Raw genomic sequence first — 16,838 nt, 5'->3', positions numbered from 1 at the left:
TATATATGTGTAAATCTTATTAGAGTTATATTACGATTCAGTTATATAATCTTGTGAACCTTATCATGCTTCTAAGGGTGATTAAATGTGTGGCATTGTGGCTTGTATACTCAAAGATAACAGGGCGGCGCCGGTACTCCTTGAATGCGTCAGGAGACTTGAGTACAGGGGCTATGACTCTGTAGGTATTGCAACGGCAGATCCTATGATAAATATCAAGAAGGACAGGGGTAAAATCGACGAGGTGGACTCAGAGCTGGATCTTGCTGATCTACCAGGTAGCATGGGCATAGCCCATGTCAGGTGGGCCACACATGGTCTTCCAACCGCTGAGAACGCCCACCCACACACAGACTGCACCGGGGAGATAGCCGTTGTTCACAATGGGATAATAGAGAACTACCTGGAGGTCAGGGAGGAACTTGAATCAGAGGGCCATATCTTCAGGTCAGAGACAGATACAGAGGTGATACCCCACCTCATAGAGAAGTACATGGATGAGGGGATGGACCTTGAAGCCGCAACAGCCACAGCACTCAGTAAACTTAAGGGAGCATATGCCATTGCAGCCATATCCTCAAGGGAACCCGGCAGGGTGGTTGGTGCAAGGAGGGAGAGCCCCCTCATAGTGGGTGCTGGTGATGGCGAGTTCTTCCTGGCATCTGATGTCCCGGCCATCCTGAACCACACAAAGAACATCATATACCTGGATGACGGTGAGATGGTCATAATTGACGGTGATGTGAGGATAAGGGACCTTGAGGGTAACACGGTGGAGAAGGAAGTCCATGTAATTGACTGGACAGCGGACATGGCCGAAAAGGCAGGATACGATCACTTCATGATCAAGGAGATACATGAGGAGCCAGGGGCCGTCAGGGATACCCTCACAGAGATGGATGAGGTTATGCGGGTGGTGAAGGAGATAGGTGAGGTTGAAAGGGTATGCTTTGTTGCCTGCGGGACCTCCTACCATGCATCACTGGTCGGCAAGTACCTGTTTGAAAGCATCCTGGGAATACCCACCGATGTCATCCTTGCAAGTGAGTTCAGGTACTCTGCACGTGCCCTCACAGACAGGACCCTTGCAGTATTCATAAGCCAGTCCGGTGAAACAGCCGACACCCTGAACGCACTGAGATCTGCAAATTCAAGGGCCAAGACCCTGGCGATAGTCAATGTCCTTGGAAGTTCAGCAACAAGGGAGGCACAGCATGTCCTCTACACGAGGGCAGGTCCTGAGATAGGTGTTGCAGCCACAAAGACGTATGTGAGTCAGCTTACCATCATATACATGCTGGTGGCTGCCATGGGCGCCCCTGAGCTAATTGAAAAACTTGAGAGGGTCCCAGCTATAATGGAGGATGCCATTGGGGATGAGGATAAGATAAGGGCACTGGCATCCCGCTACAGCAACGTGAGCGACTTCTTCTTCATAGGGCGCGGATTCTCCTATCCAACGGCCCTTGAGGGAGCCCTTAAACTCAAGGAGATAACATACATACATGGGGAAGGTTATGCTGCAGGGGAACTCAAACACGGGCCCCTGGCACTCATAGATAATGGGGTGCCTGTTGTTGCCATCTCACCCCCCGGGCCATGCCATGACAAGACCCTGAGCAACGTTGAGGAGGTCAGGGCGAGGGGTGCCAGGGTTATAGGTGTCGGGAGCACCCTTGATGAGGCCCTCATGAAGGAGGCCGATGACTTCATAGGTCTAAGCCCAGAGGTGGACGAGGTACTCTCACCCCTCGTGTACATCGTTCCCCTGCAGCTCCTCTCATACTATGTGAGTGTTGAGCGGGGACTTGACCCTGATAAGCCAAAGAACCTTGCAAAGTGTGTAACCGTTGAATGATGGAGATGACAGAAAGAATAAAGAAGTACTATGGGGCCCTGACGCTTTTATGCGTCCTTACAGGTTTATTATTCCCCCAGTTTTCAGTTTTATCAGGCTACACGCCTCTGCTTCTCGCATTTTTGGTGTTCTCCCTTGTCATTGAACACAGTCTCGAGGACTTTGGGAGGATCATCCACCACCCCCAGTTTCTTGGTCTGGTCTCTGTGTCCAATTTTCTGCTATATCCAGTTCTGGGGTTCATTTTTATTAAAACATTCAATTTCAGCGGTGATATTGTCTCGGGGATCATACTACTCTCATTTGCTCCATCACCTGTTGTTGCGGCCCTCTGGACGGAGCTATCCGGTGGTGACGGCACCCCCGCCCTTTCAGCTGCCCTTACATCGATGCTGCTATCTGTTGCAGTTTACCCTGCTGTCCTCTACCTCATGGGTGTGGCCTCACTTTCAGTGGCTTTCAGGGTATTTGAACTGCTTGTATTCACAGTATTCATGCCTGCAGTCGCTGCACTCATCCTGAGGCTTGAGGAGGAGAGGTTTATACCTGCAAGGAAGACCCTTAACTTCCTGTCGGCGATACTTGGACTTGTGATAATAGTTGTCGCGGTTGCCCACATGTCAGGTTCGGTGAGAAGTGGGGGTGTAATGGAGATTGTCCTTATGGTATCTGTGATGCTACTTGCAGGTTTCACCTATGGCTTTATTCTTGGAAGGCTAATGGGACATGATGGGGCAGCATATGTTTACACGGCGGGTATGCGTGATGGTGTGATCCCTGTTGGCGTGGCCCTCACCTACTTTTCACCTGCAGCTGCGCTTCCTGCCACGATTTTACTTGTGGTGATGCCAGTATTCACGGGAATTGTTTACTACCTCCTTAGAGGTGGAGAATAAAAAGGGGATGAATTGAAAGCAGAGGAATCTGCAACTGCTTGGGTTAACAGTTTATCCGTCAATTTTGGGGACCTTGACATTCCACTTCATTGTAAGATACTCTTCAAGATCACTCTCGGGAACCATTTTCACCTTTTTTCTTTTACGTATTATCTGACCGAGGTTTCTGTATGCATCATACTTTGCCCGGATGATGATGAACTTTCTTCTCTTCAGATTCAGTAAAACCTGCAGTATCTCTGTGAAAAGGAAAAGGGGAAAATACTTCAGTAGAAGTTTTGTGGGCATATTTTTGATGAAGGTCCATGTGTAATTTCTCCAGCTGTGATAAACTGTGAAATCACTTATAAAGGGGCTGGTACCCCCCTTGTGGTGGTACACTATGGCATCTGGTGTGTACCAGGACTCCCACCCGGCATTCCTGAGTCTGAGTGCAAGGTCAATGTCCTCATAATAGGCAAAGAAGTCCTCATCAAAATACTCGCCATCCGTTTCGATGTCCTGAAGGGCCTCGCTCCGGTATAAACAGGCACCGGCACAGCATCCGAGGATTCTGGCACGTTCATCAAAATTTTCCACGGGTTCATAGGCGCCCCTGTTGAACCCGAGACCGTTCTTTGAGTATTCAAGGCCTGCTGAATCCATCAGATCATTCTTCTGACCCCATATCATCTTTGCCTGGACGCTACCTGTATTTTTATTTTTTTCGGCTTCTTTGATGAGATTTTCTATGAAATCCGGTAGAACAACAGTGTCATTGTTGAGGCAGATTATATATCTGCACTCAGGGTCAGCCATCGCAGTCCTTATCCCCTGATTGTTTGAGGCTGCAAAGCCAAGGTTTTCATCGTTTTCAATCAAGAGGATCTTCAGATTGATTAGATCTCCAAAATTCTTTTTTATAAAATCAACGGACCCATCGGATGATCCATTGTCAATGAAGACTATTCTGAAGTCAGTGTATGTCTGTTCAATGATCGATCTGAAATATGCGTCAAGAAATCTGAGCCCATTGAGGTTGGGTGTTATGATGTACGTTTCTGGCATAGAATCACTCTGTATGTGTTTTTAAGTGTATTGACAATTTTATCCCACACAAACTTCTCTTCGACAATTTTCCGCCCTTTATATCCCATATTATATCTTAATTTGCTGTTTGAGAGGATTAGATTTATTTTTTCCTTGAGCGAATCTCTATCACAGGGTTCCACAAGAAATCCATTTTCACCATCATTTATAACCTCAACAACGCCCCCTGACCTGTATGCCACAACCGGCACAGAACAGGCGTTTGCCTCTGCAAGGACCATCCCGAAGCCCTCCCTTGTTGAGGGAAGGACAAGCACCTTCGCCCCTTTAATAAGGGATATGACCTCCCTGTAGCTCAGGCTGTGATGAAATGACACCCTTGCGCCTATTCCATATTCATCAACCATCCCTTTCAGCCGGGTTCTCTCGACTCCATCTCCAATTATTTCAAGTTTCAGACCTGGAAAATCACTGCTAAGGGATCTGAAGACTTCAATAAGGTGATCGACATGTTTGTGTGGGGCGAGTCTACCCACAAATATTATGTAGTCTCCGGTGGCTGGGAGCGTGGAGTCTATCAGTTCAAGGTCCACCCCATTGGGAATGATATGTATGCCCTCAGGGGACCTGCCATACACTTCGATCAGTGCAGATGCAGTGCTCCTGCTCACCGTGACAACACCATCATATGGCAGCCTCATGAGAACCCTCTCGAGGACCGATGCCAGCCCTGATGACTGTAACCACTGGTCTCCATGGGAGGAGCTCACATCATGGATGGTTGCAACCATGGGGATTCCACGAAGTCTTGCCGCAAGCAGGGATGGTATAAGCGGTGAATATGTCTGGGCGTCTATTATATCGTAATCATTCCTGCATATCCATAGGAATACAGCCATCATGAACCTCATAAAGTCAAGAGGGGTCCTGACTGGAGGGCTCCTTATTTCAGGACCCACATGATACACATGAATACCCTCAATCTCCTCATGATGGGGGACACCTTGAATCTTCATGGAAAGCACGTCAACCTCATGTCCCCTGCTTACGAGTCTCCTTGCAATTTCAAAGTATCTCCTTTCTCCTCCTCCATTGTAATGGGGTACAAAGAAATCTGACACTATTAGAACCCTCATAAAACCCACGTCTCACTTCCTCTAGATTAATTCTATTAGCTGCAGCTATTCCTTAACTATATATCTATGATGGATAAATAGTAACAATAATACCCGGGTGGTCACATGAATACACTGGCCCTTATTTCAATCGCTGCTTTTGTGTCTGCCATAATCTCTGGAATATACATCTTTGTGAAGAACCCAAAGAGCCGTTTCAACAGAGCACTCCTTGCTTTTTCGGTGCTCGTCGCATACCTTTCACTCGCAGATTTCGGCCTTTACATCTCAGAGTCCTATGGGATGGCAGCCCTTTGGGTCAGGATGGGGTTCCTCTGGCCATTCGTGGTTCCGGTGATCCTTCACATGGTGATGATATTCACAGGGAGAATTAGAAGATGGTACACTCTTGCAGCAATCTACGTACCCGCCTTTATATTCTCAGTCCTTGAGCTTACAACAAGCCTCATAACTGCAGGCCCGCTGCTTACACCATGGGGATGGACCTTCGCCGCATCCAGATCAGCAGCATATGATCTTTCAACCATATGGGGATTTGCAGTGGGGTTAATTGCACTTGCACTTGTTGTGATTCACCTCAGGTCCTCCTCCAGTGAGGGAAGGGCTGAGGGAATCTACCTTTTCACGGGCCTCATACTTCCCATTATAACTGGGTTCCTGACTGACCTGGTGCTGCCATTAATGGGCCTTGAGGTCCCATCACTCACAAACCCTGCGGCTGCAGCAGGGGTATCAATAATAGCCTACGGTGTGCTCAGATTTCACATACCGGTACTCAGTCCAATGAACGCAGCAATGGACATAGTGAGGAACATGAACAGTTTCCTCATCATAACAGATCTTGAATTCAGAATATCCTATGTTAACCCTGCAGCCGAGAGGTTAACGGGTTTCAGTGCAGCGGAACTTCTGGGGAGGAGGATAGATGAGGCAATGGAATTTGAGGGTAAACTATCTGAAATGATGGGATCCATGGTGGAGTCAGCCCTGAAATCGAGGGATGGACTGGTACCTGTTGTTGTATCCGCTGGCCATATCCATGGAAGTGGAGGGGAGCACGTCGGCCTCCTCTTCACGGGCTCAGATATAAGTCCGATAAGGGATATGGAGAAAAAACTTCAAAGGAGGGAGGAACGCCTTGTGCTGCTCACAGAGCACATGGCCGATGGCCTCGGGGAATTTGATAGGGACTTCAAATTCAGATACCTCAGCCCATCAGTGAAGAATATAACAGGGTACAGTCATGAACACCTCATAAACAGGTCCGTCACCGATTTTCTGGATTACCTGCACCCAGATGACCGTGAAAATGTCAGAAAACTCATCATGTGTGATGATGAAATGCACAGGGCAACATTCCGGATAAAGAGGCCAGATGGAAGTTATCGATGGGTGGAGTATGTTGACAGACCCATCTACAGGGATGGTGGTGTCCTGGGCTACGTATTTGGCCTGAGGGATATACATGAACATAAACTCTCAGAGGAGGCCCTCAGGGTGAGCCGGGAGAATTTCAGGGAGCTTTTCAGGAACATGAATGCTGGGGTAATCGTCTTAAGTCCTGCTAAAGGAGGATTCAGAGTTTTATCCATGAATCCCGCTGCCGAGGAGATGGAAGGTGTAGTCTGCGGGGACGTGAAGGGAATGGAACTTGAGAGGGCACTTCCAGGAATCGCAGAATCCAGCATCAGAGGGGCCCTTGAGAAGGTGACCGGGGGGGATGAACCACTGCACCTCCCTGAGGTTAAACATGGTGAGAAATGGCTTGAGGTGTACATATACAGGCTATCAACAGGTGAGGTTGTCATAATATGCGGGGATATAACCCTCAGAAAGGAATATGAGGACCGGCTGAGATCCTCCCTGAGGGAGAAGGAGGCGCTGCTGAGGGAGGTGCACCACAGGGTCAAGAACAACTTCCAGATAATATCCAGCCTCATAAACCTCCAGTTAAATGAAATCAAGGATCAGGCACCCCTCCTGGACCTTGAGAGCAGGGTTAAATCCCTGGCACTCGTACATGAGCTCCTCTATGAATCGGAGGATATAACCAGCATCGACATGAGGCGCTACATTGAGAGGCTCACATCATCCATCCTGGACAGCTACCATGCAGCGGGAATAGAACTCAGGGTTTCTGTGAAGGACGTGACCCTCCCAATCGAGACAGCCGTGCCCCTGGGGCTCATAATAAATGAGCTCATCACAAATTCAGTGAAACATGCATTCAGTGAGGGGGGAGAGATCAGAGTGAAACTGGAATCAGAGGGTGATGATTTCACACTCACCATCTCAGATAATGGTGTGGGCCTTTCACCGGATTTTATACTTGAGGAATCTGATTCTCTGGGCCTTAAACTTGTAAATGGCCTTGTGGGTCAGCTGGACGGGGATCTTGAAGTGGATATGGAGGATGGAACTGAATTCAGGATCAGATTCTCTGTTGTACCCTACAGACCCAGAATTTAGTAATGGCAAAGTTTAAGTTAAAATCCACTGGATCATTTAACATGGTACTCACACCGAGGAATGATGTTCTGAGGGCTGTTAGAAACTACTTCGAAGGTGAACGCCGGGATGGGAGAAACAGGCGCACCGAAGCATGGCGTTCACTTTCAGAGAGTTTCATAAGGACAGCTGATGGCTCATACACCCTGGAATCAGATTCCGGCGAGGAGGCCATGCACACCAGGAGCGGCGCCATAACAGAGTCCTTTGAAAAATTTGTAGGGCCCTCAATATCACCTGATGCAGAGGAAATCCGGGTTCTTGACCTCTGTTCCGGCCTTGGGTATAACACAGCAGCTCTCCTTGAATTCACATCTGCAAGTGAGATTACAGTGGACATGGTGGAGGTCTCCCCAGAGACACTGGCGGCGGCCCTCATTGTTCCATCACCTGTAAAATCCCATGAACTTGTTAAGGCCGCCTATGAGGAACGCCTGATGGATATGGGAGTCGTCAGCATAGGGGCATCTCCCCTACCACCCCCGGAGGTCACCATTCGGGTTCACTGTGACGATGCAAGGGAGACGCTCCGGAAACTTGAGGCTGAATACTATGATGCCATTTTCCTCGATGCATTCAGTCCCGGGGTTTCACCTGAACTCTACACTGTGGAGTTTCTCTCACAAGTAGCCAGGGTTATAAAGCCAGATGGAGTTCTTGCAACCTACACATCAGCGGCTCCCGTGAGATCCGCCCTTATAGAGGTGGGATTCCATGTTGGTGCAGGTCCGGTGTTTGGAAGAAGGTCGGCAGGCACACTTGCCTCGGGGGATCCCTCAAAGGTTAGAGAGCCACTGGAATGGAGGGATGAGAGGATGGTGGCCCTCAGTGATGCAGGGGTGCCCTACAGGGATCCCACACTTTCGTCAGATGGTAAAACCATAAGTGAGAGGCGTAGAGTTGAGCGCAGGATCGTTCGTGGCGTTACAAGAATTTCATCCGCTGTTAAGACCCCGATCTACCTTGGTGCCCCCGCTGAGGAGGATAGGATCGGGCGCAGAGTCCGGCGGAACCTTGAGATGATGGGCATATCTGACCCGACGGGACAGGAAGCACTCTACATAATATGTCCCCAGATGGATGAATGTGTATGTGGCTGTGGCGAGGAAAGGGTGGTAACCTCCAGGGAGAGGGTGCTCTCAATGAGGAGGAGACTGCTGGAAGTGGCCAGTTTAAGAGGGATCATAGAGTAGAATTCAATCCGCTAGTTTCAGAGTTGGTGTTGCTATTCAGATTTACTGTAATTATATTTGTTAGGGGATTCAATGGGTTAATGTGGGTTGGGTTAATGGTTTCATATTTGTTAGGGGATTCAATGGGTTAATGTGGGTTGGGTTAATGGTTTCATATTTTATTCACAGCGGATTCAATAAGTTTAGTTTAATATAATCGGGAGGATTTCATGTTTGAGATAAGATCAAAGGACAACCTGGGAAGAACGGGTGTCCTCAGGACGGAACATGGAGAGGTTAAGACACCTGCACTGATGCCGGTTATACATCCGGGTAAGCAGACAATTGACGTTAAGAGGTTCGGCGCTGAAATTGTGATAACCAATGCATACATAATCTACAGGAACCCTGAACTCAGGGATGAGGCACTGAGAAAGGGGGTGCATGGACTCATAAACTTCGATGGTCCTGTAATGACGGATTCAGGTTCATTCCAGCTCTCAGAGTACGGTGACGTTGAGGTTGAAAACCATGAAATAATCCGCTTTCAGGATGAGATAGGCACAGACATAGGGACGTCCCTGGATATACCAACGCCGCCTGGTGTGAGCCACAGGAGGGCCCTTGAGGAGGTTGAAATTACACTTCAAAGGGCGAGGGAGTCCCTTGATTACAGGGAGAGGATGATGCTCAATGCCGTTGTCCAGGGATCAACCCACCCTGAGCTCAGGAGGTACTGCGCCTCACAGCTTGCAGAGCTCCCGGTGGAACTCCACCCAATAGGTGCCGTTGTACCTCTCATGGAGTCCTACAGGTACAGGGAGCTGGTTGACGCTGTACTATCCTCTGTTTCAGAACTTCCCCCCTCAAGGCCAAGGCACCTCATGGGGGCGGGTCATCCGATGATATTCGCCCTCGCCGCTTCCATGGGGTGTGACCTCTTTGATTCAGCCGCCTACATACTCTATGCAGAGGATGGTCGTCTTCTGAGCACAGAGGGGACATATAAACTTGAGAACCTTCAGGAAATGCCGTGCTCATGCAGGGTATGCACGGATCACACCCCATCGGAGCTCCGGAGGATGGAGGCTGAGGAGAGAAGGAACCTGATAGCTGAACACAACCTCCATGTGAGCTTTGCAGAGATAAGGAAGGTACGCCAGGCAATTTATGAGGGGAGCCTCATGGAGCTTGTTGAGGAGAGATGCAGGGCACATCCCAGACTTCTTGAGGGGTACAGGAGGATGTCGGCTTACGTTGAACTCTCTGAGAGATTCGAGCCAAGGTCCAAACGCTCAGCATTTTTCTACACAGGTCCGGAGTCACTGGGGCGTGTTGAGGTTCACAGGTATCTTCAGTGGGTGAAGAAAAACGTGAAGGGAAGGATGGCCATCATCGGCCCATCAAGGAAACCCTACTCATCCAGTTTACCCTCCAGAATCAGCGGTTTCCGCTCCAAGAAGCCCCAGCCGGATGGGGAATGGAGGGTGGTGGTTGCAGATGTACCCTTTGGCCTCATACCCCTTGAGCTTGACCAGGTCTATCCTCTTGCCCAGAGTGATGCGCCGGGTATCATGGACCTGGAGGCCAGGCACTTCCTGAGGGAACTGATCCTGGGCCTTGAGGAGGATGTGATCATCAGTGAGGAACTCTGCAGTGAACTTGGACTTCAGCTTCCACACCACTATTCCGGGGAGGTGGAGACATGTGTTGATGACATTGACCGCATAAGGATGATTGCAGAGTACCAGTTCGGTGAGGGGGCGGGTGATGCGCTTTTTTCTGATGATGTGAGGATTGAGAGGAGCCGTAACACAGGGAAGATAAGGCACATCTACTCAGGGGAGAGGCTTATATGCACCATGAGGGCCTCTGACGGCCTTTTTGTGCTCTCAGCTGAGGGTGCCAGGAGGCTTCATGAGGGCACAGACTATCCCCGCTGCAGGGTGGCTGTGAATGAGGAGTCTGAACCCTTTGCAAGGGAGGGCAGGAGTGTATTTGCAAAGTTTATAATTGACTGCGACAATAATATAAGGGCCGGCGATGAAGTTTTAATTGTTAATGCTCATGATGAACTTCTGGCCACAGGCAGGGCACTTCTCTGTGCCGAGGAGATGATGGACCTCAACCATGGCCAGGCAGTGAAAACCAGGAAAGGAGGATTTTAAATGATACCGGGCATGGGAATGAACCCAAAGCAGCTGAAACAGATGCAGAGGGCCATGAAGCAGATGGGAATGGATATGAAGGACCTCCGTGGCGTTGAGGAGGTTGTGATCAAACTCAAGAAGAAGGAGATCATAATAAAAAATCCCCGCGTGAATGTCATGGACTTCATGGGTCAGAAAACCTATCAGGTGACAGGCAAGGCCCGTGAAAGGTCCATGGAGGCTGAGGTTAAGATACCCGAGGATGACATTGAACTTGTCATGAACCAGACCGGTGCAAGCCGGGAGGAAGCCACCAGGGCCCTTCAGGAAACCGGGGGTGACCTGGCAGAGGCCATTATGAGGTTGAGCTGATGGTCTTAATAGCCCATATCTCGGATCTCCATGTGGGCGCACCCAACTTCAAGGAGGACATACTCCTTGAGGCCATAAGACAGATAAATGAACTTAAACCTGACGCAACCGTTATAACCGGTGACCTTACAGATAACGGCTACTACCTTGAGTTCCTGCAGGCTGCCGAGTACCTCAGTGACCTCAGGGGTCCCCACATATTTGTTCCAGGTAACCATGATGCAAGGCATGTGGGAAACGAGACCTTTGAGGATGTCTTCAGGTACAGGAAGGGGACCTTTGTTATGGATAACCTCACAGTAATAGGACTTGACAGCAGTGAACCTGATCTCGACTACGGCAAGATAGGAAGGTCCCAGCAGATCTGGATGGAGGAGGAACTTGAGAGGGCCTCAGAGAGGGGGCATTTCAGGGTTATAGCCCTCCATCACCACATAATACCTGTCCCGAAAACAGGCCGTGAAAGGAACGTACTTGCAGATGCAGGGGACATACTCTATTCGATAATCAGGAGGGGTGCTGACCTTGTGATATCAGGTCACAAGCATGTCCCTCATGTCTGGAGGGTTGAGGAGACGTTCTTTGTAACCGCCGGGACGGTTTCATCCCTTAAACTGAGGGGTAAAGATATTAATTCATATAATACATATTACATTACTGAGGATTCTATAAGAATAGTTCTCAACCAGGTTCAGGGGAAAAGGATTGAACTGGCATCCCACAGCCTGCTGGAATAATCTCATTCAGGTGGTTACTTGAGGGTAATTATAGATGCATCGAACGTCGCCCATTCAAGGAAAAACGACGATGATAGGCCATGCATAGAGAATATACTGTCAGCCGCAGAGGAGCTTGAAAAACTCGGCTATGAACCTGTTATAATTGCCGATGCATCCCTGCGACATGAGATAGATGATAAGGAGAAGTTCAAGAAACTCCTTGAGGAGGGAAAATTTCAGCAGGTGCCCTCAGGTACCAGTGCGGATCACTTCATACTCAAGATGGCCGAGGAGGAGGATGCCAAGATACTCTCAAATGATGTATTCAGGGAGTATAATGACGAGTTTCAGGACATAAACAGCAGGAGGATACCCTACACATTCAGGGATGACAGGATCCTCATTGGCACCTCTGGAAAGCCAAAGAAGGTTAAGAACATCCTCCAGAAAATCTGTAACGAAACCCTCAAGGAATTCGAGAAGAAGAGGATAGACTCATATAAGGCCAAAAGGGGCAAGAAACTCAGCGGGATAGCCATAGCCAAGGAGGCCATTGACAGGATAAGCAGGAGTCAGGAGGAGGGCCTTGAACCCAAACTTGAGGGCATATTCATGAAGCTCCCCCTGTTTGAGAAGTTCATGAGCATGGTGGAGGAGGTGGAGCGGACCAGCAACTACATAATATTCGTGCTGGTGCACCCCAGGGACTACAGGGAGGCGGTGAAGTACGCGGGTAACATTGCTGTAACGGTTGGTGACAGGCTCAAACTGGAGCACGCCCCCCTGGTGGCTGTAAGGAACGACCTCTTTCTGAAACCCGGCACATTTGAGCTGAACATAATGTACTCTGAGGACGTCATGGAGGAGGCCCCCTACAACGTTAACATAACCATAAATGATCACGATTACAGTTTTGTTAAGAAAAACTCAAGGAACATAGCAAGTACAATCGCAGCCAGGATAGGATCATGGAGATTCCCCATAGTATCTGTTAAACCGAGCATGCTGCTTGAGAAGCCAGGGGAATTCGACGTGGTTCTTGAGAAGGGAGGCAATGATTAATGGTCATGGATTATCTGCTCAGGAAGATACTAGGCTTCTTCATTGGACACAGGGTTCTGAGTATCGGGACCAAGTACATGCCCACCAACAGTACAGAGAGGGAATACGTGGACATGCTCAACTACACAAAGACGATGCTCATAGAGATTGAAAGGGCCCATATCAACACCAGCAACATCTTCGATAACCTCACAAGGGAACTTGGTACCGATAATATCCCCAAGAACAGAAAGTTCATCGAACTCAAACCTGCAGAGAACAGGGTTGACGAGTATGCGCTCCTCAGCAACATAATAATGGGAAGCGACCGCTACCTATACATTGAGGTCTTCAATGGCGGACGCATAATGGATGAATTCGTGTCCATAATAGAGAAGGAGAAGGGGAGGATCATCGAGAAGAGTTCAAGTGAGATACTCGCAAGGTTCCTCTCCAAGAACGACGCCATAAGGGTCGCCATAAAACTGATAGGCGCAGGGAGCAGAAGGGGGATAAATGTAAGGGCCGCTGCCGGGATGACGGGGGCCGCGGCAATTGAGAGGGCCATAAACCTAAACAGGGAGATCGGTGAGGTCCCGGGTGTCGGTTTCACAAAGCTCGGAGGGGAATTTGCGATAATATTCACCAGTGAATTTGAACCACTCTCAGGCAGCCCATCATACCGTGACAACTACCTCTTCATTGACATGATCGACTCAACAGGCTTCATAGAGAGGTTTGGACGTGACAGCCTTGTTGAGATAATGAACGATATAAAGACCTACATGGAGAATGACTGCAGGGGAAAGATCGAGGGTTACCGTGAGGGTGGGGACGACCTCATAGCAAACTTTCCCACAAAGGACATGGCCCTGAGGGCGGGGATAGATTCCGCATGGCATGCAATGGACAACGGTGCCAACATAAGGGTGGGTATCGGTAAGACCCGGCGGGAGGCCGGTGAGAGGGCCCAGATTGCAGACAGCATAAAGCTATGGAACCCCACATCAATCATGATATTTGATGTTGCAGATGGAATATACGGTTACTTCATCCCTTCACCCTTCACAAGGTCTGTTATTGACTTTCTGATGCATAAAAAGTCTGTGGCGCTCCTGGCATTTGTCTTCGTGTTCATAGCCACCTTCCTTGGCTGGAATATGGGGCACTGGGAGTTTGGTATTATCGCAATCCTCCTTGCCATTATCTATGCTGCCACGGCATGAAAAGAAAGTTATTTAAGGGTACTTCAAGATAATAATAAGGGGAATTGAAATGAGACCTGAAACCGAGGCTAAAATCATTGTTAGCTTCCTGATTTCCCTCATAGCATTCGGCTGCGGGTCAGGCCTGGGCATTGTCATAGGTCTTTCCAATGATAATATTACTGCCATGAATATTAACGATACTTCATCCAGTGATGTCCAGCTCTCCCCCAGCAGCACCAACCACCTGCCCCTCAACGGGATAAAGGAGCGCGGCAGGGAGGAAGCCCAGAACAGTTACGGGGAAGTCAACGTTGTTAACAGCAACCAGGGGCCCTCCAACAATACAACATTCTGAGGGACCTCAATGAACTTTTTTTGCAGGAGTGGAGACTATGAAAATCAGGTTTATTGAAGGTGGCGTCTGCGCTGTTGATGGAGTGCTTGCCGCGGGTTGTCGAGAGGGCAAATATGGCGTTGGGCTTATTGTAAGCAGAAATTCAACTGCAGCGGGTGTTCTAACATCCAACAGGGTCCGGGCAGAACCTGTTAAACTGACAGAGAAGGTTCTTGAGGGTGGCAGGATTTCAGCGATAGTTGCAAACAGTGGAAACGCCAACTGTTTCACAGGAAGAGAGGGGATGAGTGATGCACTTAGAATGGCCAGAAAAACAGCTGAGTCCATCCAGGCGGATACAGGTGAGGTTGCGGTTGCATCAACTGGCGTTATAGGAAGGAGGATGCCCCTCAGGAAGATCGAAGCCCTCATAAGAATGGCTGCAGATCAACTTGAAAACTCCCCGGAGGCCTCAGGGAATCTTGCATCTGCAATAATGACCACAGACACATTCCCCAAGGAGGTTGCGGTGGAGTTCCAGCTTGAATGCGGCGAGACCGCCCGTATAGGGGCTGTTGCCAAGGGTTCAGGTATGATAGCCCCGAACATGGCCACAATGCTCTCCTTCATAACAACTGATGTTGATGCATCACCTTCGGAGCTCAGGGAGGCCCTCAGGAGGGCTGTTGATGACAGCTTCAACATGCTCATAGTGGATGGTGATGAGAGCACCAATGACATGGTTATAATAGCATCAACCTGTAGATCAGGGAGGATCGATGAAAACTTCACTGAGGCCCTTGGGATCGTCTGCAGGGAACTTGCCCGTATGATGGCCCGTGACGGTGAAGGGGCCACCAAGTCATTCCAGGTTGATGTGGTGAATGCCAGGACACGGGAGGATGCAAGAAGGGCCGCCAGGGCCATTGCAGGTTCATCCCTTGTTAAGACGGCAATATTTGGGGCCGACCCAAACTGGGGGCGTATAGTTGCGGCTGCAGGATATTCAGGTGCAGAGTTTGACCCTGACAGGATAAGCGTGATCCTTGAATCTGAGAGCGGATCTGTGGGGATAGTAGAGGAGGGAGAGGTCCTTGCATTTGAGGGCACACCCCAGCTTGAACTTGCAGAGAGGATAATGGGTGATGATGAGATAAGGATAACGGTTGACCTCAACGCAGGCCGTGAATCGGCAACCGCATATGGCTGTGATCTCACCTATGACTATGTAAGGATAAATGCAGAGTATACGACTTAGTATAAGGGTGCAGGATAAATGCCGGCACATGACTTTAGGGCTTTCAGGATAAATGCAGAGCATAAAACTTAGGATCGGGTGTTTGAATGAAGACCGTTAACATTCTGGTGGAGGCACTCCCATACATCAAGAAATTTCACAGAAAAAAGATAATGATAAAGTACGGCGGCCATGCAATGATAGATGAGGCTGCAATGGACTCAACCGCACGGGATACTGTGCTGTTGAAGTATGTGGGCATGGAACCAGTGGTTGTCCATGGAGGCGGCCCTGAGATTTCAAGGGCCATGAACAAGATGGGGAAGGAGCCAAGGTTCATAGAGGGTCTCAGGGTTACAGATGAGGAGACCATGGAGATAGTCAAGATGGTCCTTGTCGGTAAGATAAACACTAGCATCGTCTCAAAGATATGCTACCATGGTGGAAGGGCCATAGGACTTTCGGGTAAGGACAGCAACCTTCTACTTGCAAAAAAGAGGGCGCCACATGTTGTTAGGGATGCTGAGACAGGTGAGAGAAGGGAGATAGACCTTGGACTTGTGGGGGAAATTGAATCAGTGGACCCCAGCATAATCAACATGCTCACAGATAACAATTACATCCCTGTGATATCACCCATAGGGGTTGACAGGAACGCCAACACACTCAACCTCAATGCAGATACGGTTGCAGGTGAGGTTGCAGCAGGTATAGGTGCAGAGAAGCTTATAGTCCTAACAGATGTGCCGGGAATACTCGAGGACCCCTCAGATCCTGACACCCTTATAAGGAAGGTGAGTGTTGATGAACTCAGTGACCTTGTAAAGAGCGGTATAGTTGAGGGGGGGATGCTCCCCAAGACACTCACATGCATACAGGCCATAAATGATGGTGTATCATCTGCCCATATAATAGACGGAAGGGTTGAGCACTCACTTCTGCTTGAAATATTCACCAAGAAGGGAATCGGAACCATGATAACCAAGTGATTGCTTCATTAACCCCTTCCATATGTTTTATTCAACTAATTCCTCTTTTATGGCACGGGCCATCTCCATGGTACCGGCACTTCCCCCAAGGTCAGGTGTCATTATACCCTTAAGCAGGGTTTTTTCCAGTGCTTTCTGTATTTTTTGTGCTTCCTGGTTTTTGTTGAGGTGTTTTAGCATGAGTGTTGT

Annotated in this window: 15 protein-coding genes; 12 read left to right on the top strand and 3 right to left on the bottom strand. The window is 49.1% G+C overall.

Features of this window, described 5'->3' with window-relative positions:
* The first annotated feature begins 85 nt into the window (after nt 1-85).
* Nucleotides 86-1,858: a glutamine--fructose-6-phosphate transaminase (isomerizing) gene (glmS, locus tag ACPLJI_RS02605; protein WP_424731113.1), complete on the top strand. Its 1,773-nt coding sequence runs from the start codon at nt 86-88 to the stop codon at nt 1,856-1,858.
* 5 nt (nt 1,859-1,863) lie between these two features.
* On the top strand, nt 1,864-2,754 hold the full coding sequence (locus tag ACPLJI_RS02600) for a bile acid:sodium symporter family protein (protein WP_424741119.1): 891 nt from the start codon (nt 1,864-1,866) through the stop codon (nt 2,752-2,754).
* A 51-nt stretch (nt 2,755-2,805) separates the two neighbouring features.
* Here ACPLJI_RS02600 and ACPLJI_RS02595 read toward each other — a convergent pair whose 3' ends face one another.
* Together ACPLJI_RS02595 and ACPLJI_RS02590 are read right to left on the bottom strand one after the other, a co-directional pair.
* Nucleotides 2,806-3,801: a glycosyltransferase family 2 protein gene (locus ACPLJI_RS02595; RefSeq protein ID WP_424730375.1), complete on the bottom strand. Its 996-nt coding sequence runs from the start codon at nt 3,799-3,801 to the stop codon at nt 2,806-2,808.
* Entirely contained in the window at nt 3,780-4,919 is a 1,140-nt protein-coding gene (locus tag ACPLJI_RS02590) for a glycosyltransferase family 4 protein (RefSeq protein ID WP_424730374.1), read from the bottom strand. Before ACPLJI_RS02590 ends, ACPLJI_RS02595 begins: the two co-directional genes overlap by 22 nt.
* A gap of 105 nt (nt 4,920-5,024) precedes the next feature.
* On the opposite strand from ACPLJI_RS02590, the gene ACPLJI_RS02585 reads away from it, so the two are divergent.
* The 10 genes from ACPLJI_RS02585 (at nt 5,025) to argB (ending at nt 16,649) form a co-directional block, all read left to right on the top strand.
* A complete protein-coding gene (locus ACPLJI_RS02585; protein WP_424741118.1) occupies nt 5,025-7,388 on the top strand; it encodes a PAS domain S-box protein in 2,364 nt (787 codons plus the stop codon).
* A gap of 41 nt (nt 7,389-7,429) precedes the next feature.
* Nucleotides 7,430-8,620: a tRNA (5-methylaminomethyl-2-thiouridine)(34)-methyltransferase MnmD gene (locus ACPLJI_RS02580; protein ID WP_424731154.1), complete on the top strand. Its 1,191-nt coding sequence runs from the start codon at nt 7,430-7,432 to the stop codon at nt 8,618-8,620.
* Between the two features lie 209 nt (nt 8,621-8,829).
* On the top strand, nt 8,830-10,767 hold the full coding sequence (gene tgtA, locus ACPLJI_RS02575) for a tRNA guanosine(15) transglycosylase TgtA (protein ID WP_424731153.1): 1,938 nt from the start codon (nt 8,830-8,832) through the stop codon (nt 10,765-10,767).
* Nucleotides 10,768-11,121 carry a nascent polypeptide-associated complex protein gene (locus ACPLJI_RS02570; RefSeq protein WP_424731152.1) on the top strand — a complete coding sequence of 118 codons (354 nt, stop codon included), beginning with the start codon at nt 10,768-10,770 and terminating at the stop codon, nt 11,119-11,121.
* The gene (locus tag ACPLJI_RS02565; protein WP_424731151.1) at nt 11,121-11,858 is read left to right on the top strand and encodes a metallophosphoesterase family protein; all 738 of its coding nucleotides are present in this window, start codon (nt 11,121-11,123) and stop codon (nt 11,856-11,858) included. The genes ACPLJI_RS02570 and ACPLJI_RS02565 overlap by 1 nt, the downstream gene beginning before the upstream one ends.
* 18 nt (nt 11,859-11,876) lie before the next feature.
* Nucleotides 11,877-12,902 carry an NYN domain-containing protein gene (locus ACPLJI_RS02560; RefSeq protein WP_424731150.1) on the top strand — a complete coding sequence of 342 codons (1,026 nt, stop codon included), beginning with the start codon at nt 11,877-11,879 and terminating at the stop codon, nt 12,900-12,902.
* A complete protein-coding gene (locus tag ACPLJI_RS02555; RefSeq protein WP_424731149.1) occupies nt 12,902-14,107 on the top strand; it encodes a hypothetical protein in 1,206 nt (401 codons plus the stop codon). The genes ACPLJI_RS02560 and ACPLJI_RS02555 overlap by 1 nt, the downstream gene beginning before the upstream one ends.
* Nucleotides 14,108-14,156: 49 nt before the next feature.
* Nucleotides 14,157-14,444, top strand: coding sequence for a hypothetical protein (locus ACPLJI_RS02550; RefSeq protein ID WP_424731148.1), 288 nt, complete (start codon nt 14,157-14,159; stop codon nt 14,442-14,444).
* Between the two features lie 37 nt (nt 14,445-14,481).
* The gene (gene argJ / locus ACPLJI_RS02545; protein WP_424731147.1) at nt 14,482-15,681 is read left to right on the top strand and encodes a bifunctional ornithine acetyltransferase/N-acetylglutamate synthase; all 1,200 of its coding nucleotides are present in this window, start codon (nt 14,482-14,484) and stop codon (nt 15,679-15,681) included.
* Between the two features lie 86 nt (nt 15,682-15,767).
* Nucleotides 15,768-16,649: an acetylglutamate kinase gene (gene argB / locus ACPLJI_RS02540; protein ID WP_424731146.1), complete on the top strand. Its 882-nt coding sequence runs from the start codon at nt 15,768-15,770 to the stop codon at nt 16,647-16,649.
* A gap of 27 nt (nt 16,650-16,676) precedes the next feature.
* Here argB and ACPLJI_RS02535 read toward each other — a convergent pair whose 3' ends face one another.
* Entirely contained in the window at nt 16,677-16,829 is a 153-nt protein-coding gene (locus tag ACPLJI_RS02535; protein WP_424731156.1) for an isocitrate/isopropylmalate family dehydrogenase, read from the bottom strand.
* Nucleotides 16,830-16,838: the final 9 nt, after the last annotated feature.

Source organism: Methanothermobacter sp., assembly GCF_049720995.1.
Taxonomy (GTDB): domain Archaea; phylum Methanobacteriota; class Methanobacteria; order Methanobacteriales; family Methanothermobacteraceae; genus Methanothermobacter.
This window is presented reverse-complemented; position numbering and strand designations above follow the sequence as displayed.

What these genes read in the sequence shown, in the direction of transcription:
- glmS (WP_424731113.1), top strand. Translation starts at nt 86, where the DNA reads ATGTGTGGCATTGTGGCTTGTATACTCAAAGATAACAGGGCGGCGCCG.
- ACPLJI_RS02600 (WP_424741119.1), top strand. Translation starts at nt 1,864, where the DNA reads ATGACAGAAAGAATAAAGAAGTACTATGGGGCCCTGACGCTTTTATGC.
- ACPLJI_RS02595 (WP_424730375.1), bottom strand. Translation starts at nt 3,801, where the DNA reads ATGCCAGAAACGTACATCATAACACCCAACCTCAATGGGCTCAGATTT.
- ACPLJI_RS02590 (WP_424730374.1), bottom strand. Translation starts at nt 4,919, where the DNA reads ATGAGGGTTCTAATAGTGTCAGATTTCTTTGTACCCCATTACAATGGA.
- ACPLJI_RS02585 (WP_424741118.1), top strand. Translation starts at nt 5,025, where the DNA reads ATGAATACACTGGCCCTTATTTCAATCGCTGCTTTTGTGTCTGCCATA.
- ACPLJI_RS02580 (WP_424731154.1), top strand. Translation starts at nt 7,430, where the DNA reads ATGGTACTCACACCGAGGAATGATGTTCTGAGGGCTGTTAGAAACTAC.
- tgtA (WP_424731153.1), top strand. Translation starts at nt 8,830, where the DNA reads ATGTTTGAGATAAGATCAAAGGACAACCTGGGAAGAACGGGTGTCCTC.
- ACPLJI_RS02570 (WP_424731152.1), top strand. Translation starts at nt 10,768, where the DNA reads ATGATACCGGGCATGGGAATGAACCCAAAGCAGCTGAAACAGATGCAG.
- ACPLJI_RS02565 (WP_424731151.1), top strand. Translation starts at nt 11,121, where the DNA reads ATGGTCTTAATAGCCCATATCTCGGATCTCCATGTGGGCGCACCCAAC.
- ACPLJI_RS02555 (WP_424731149.1), top strand. Translation starts at nt 12,902, where the DNA reads ATGGTCATGGATTATCTGCTCAGGAAGATACTAGGCTTCTTCATTGGA.
- ACPLJI_RS02550 (WP_424731148.1), top strand. Translation starts at nt 14,157, where the DNA reads ATGAGACCTGAAACCGAGGCTAAAATCATTGTTAGCTTCCTGATTTCC.
- argJ (WP_424731147.1), top strand. Translation starts at nt 14,482, where the DNA reads ATGAAAATCAGGTTTATTGAAGGTGGCGTCTGCGCTGTTGATGGAGTG.
- argB (WP_424731146.1), top strand. Translation starts at nt 15,768, where the DNA reads ATGAAGACCGTTAACATTCTGGTGGAGGCACTCCCATACATCAAGAAA.
- ACPLJI_RS02535 (WP_424731156.1), bottom strand. Translation starts at nt 16,829, where the DNA reads ATGCTAAAACACCTCAACAAAAACCAGGAAGCACAAAAAATACAGAAA.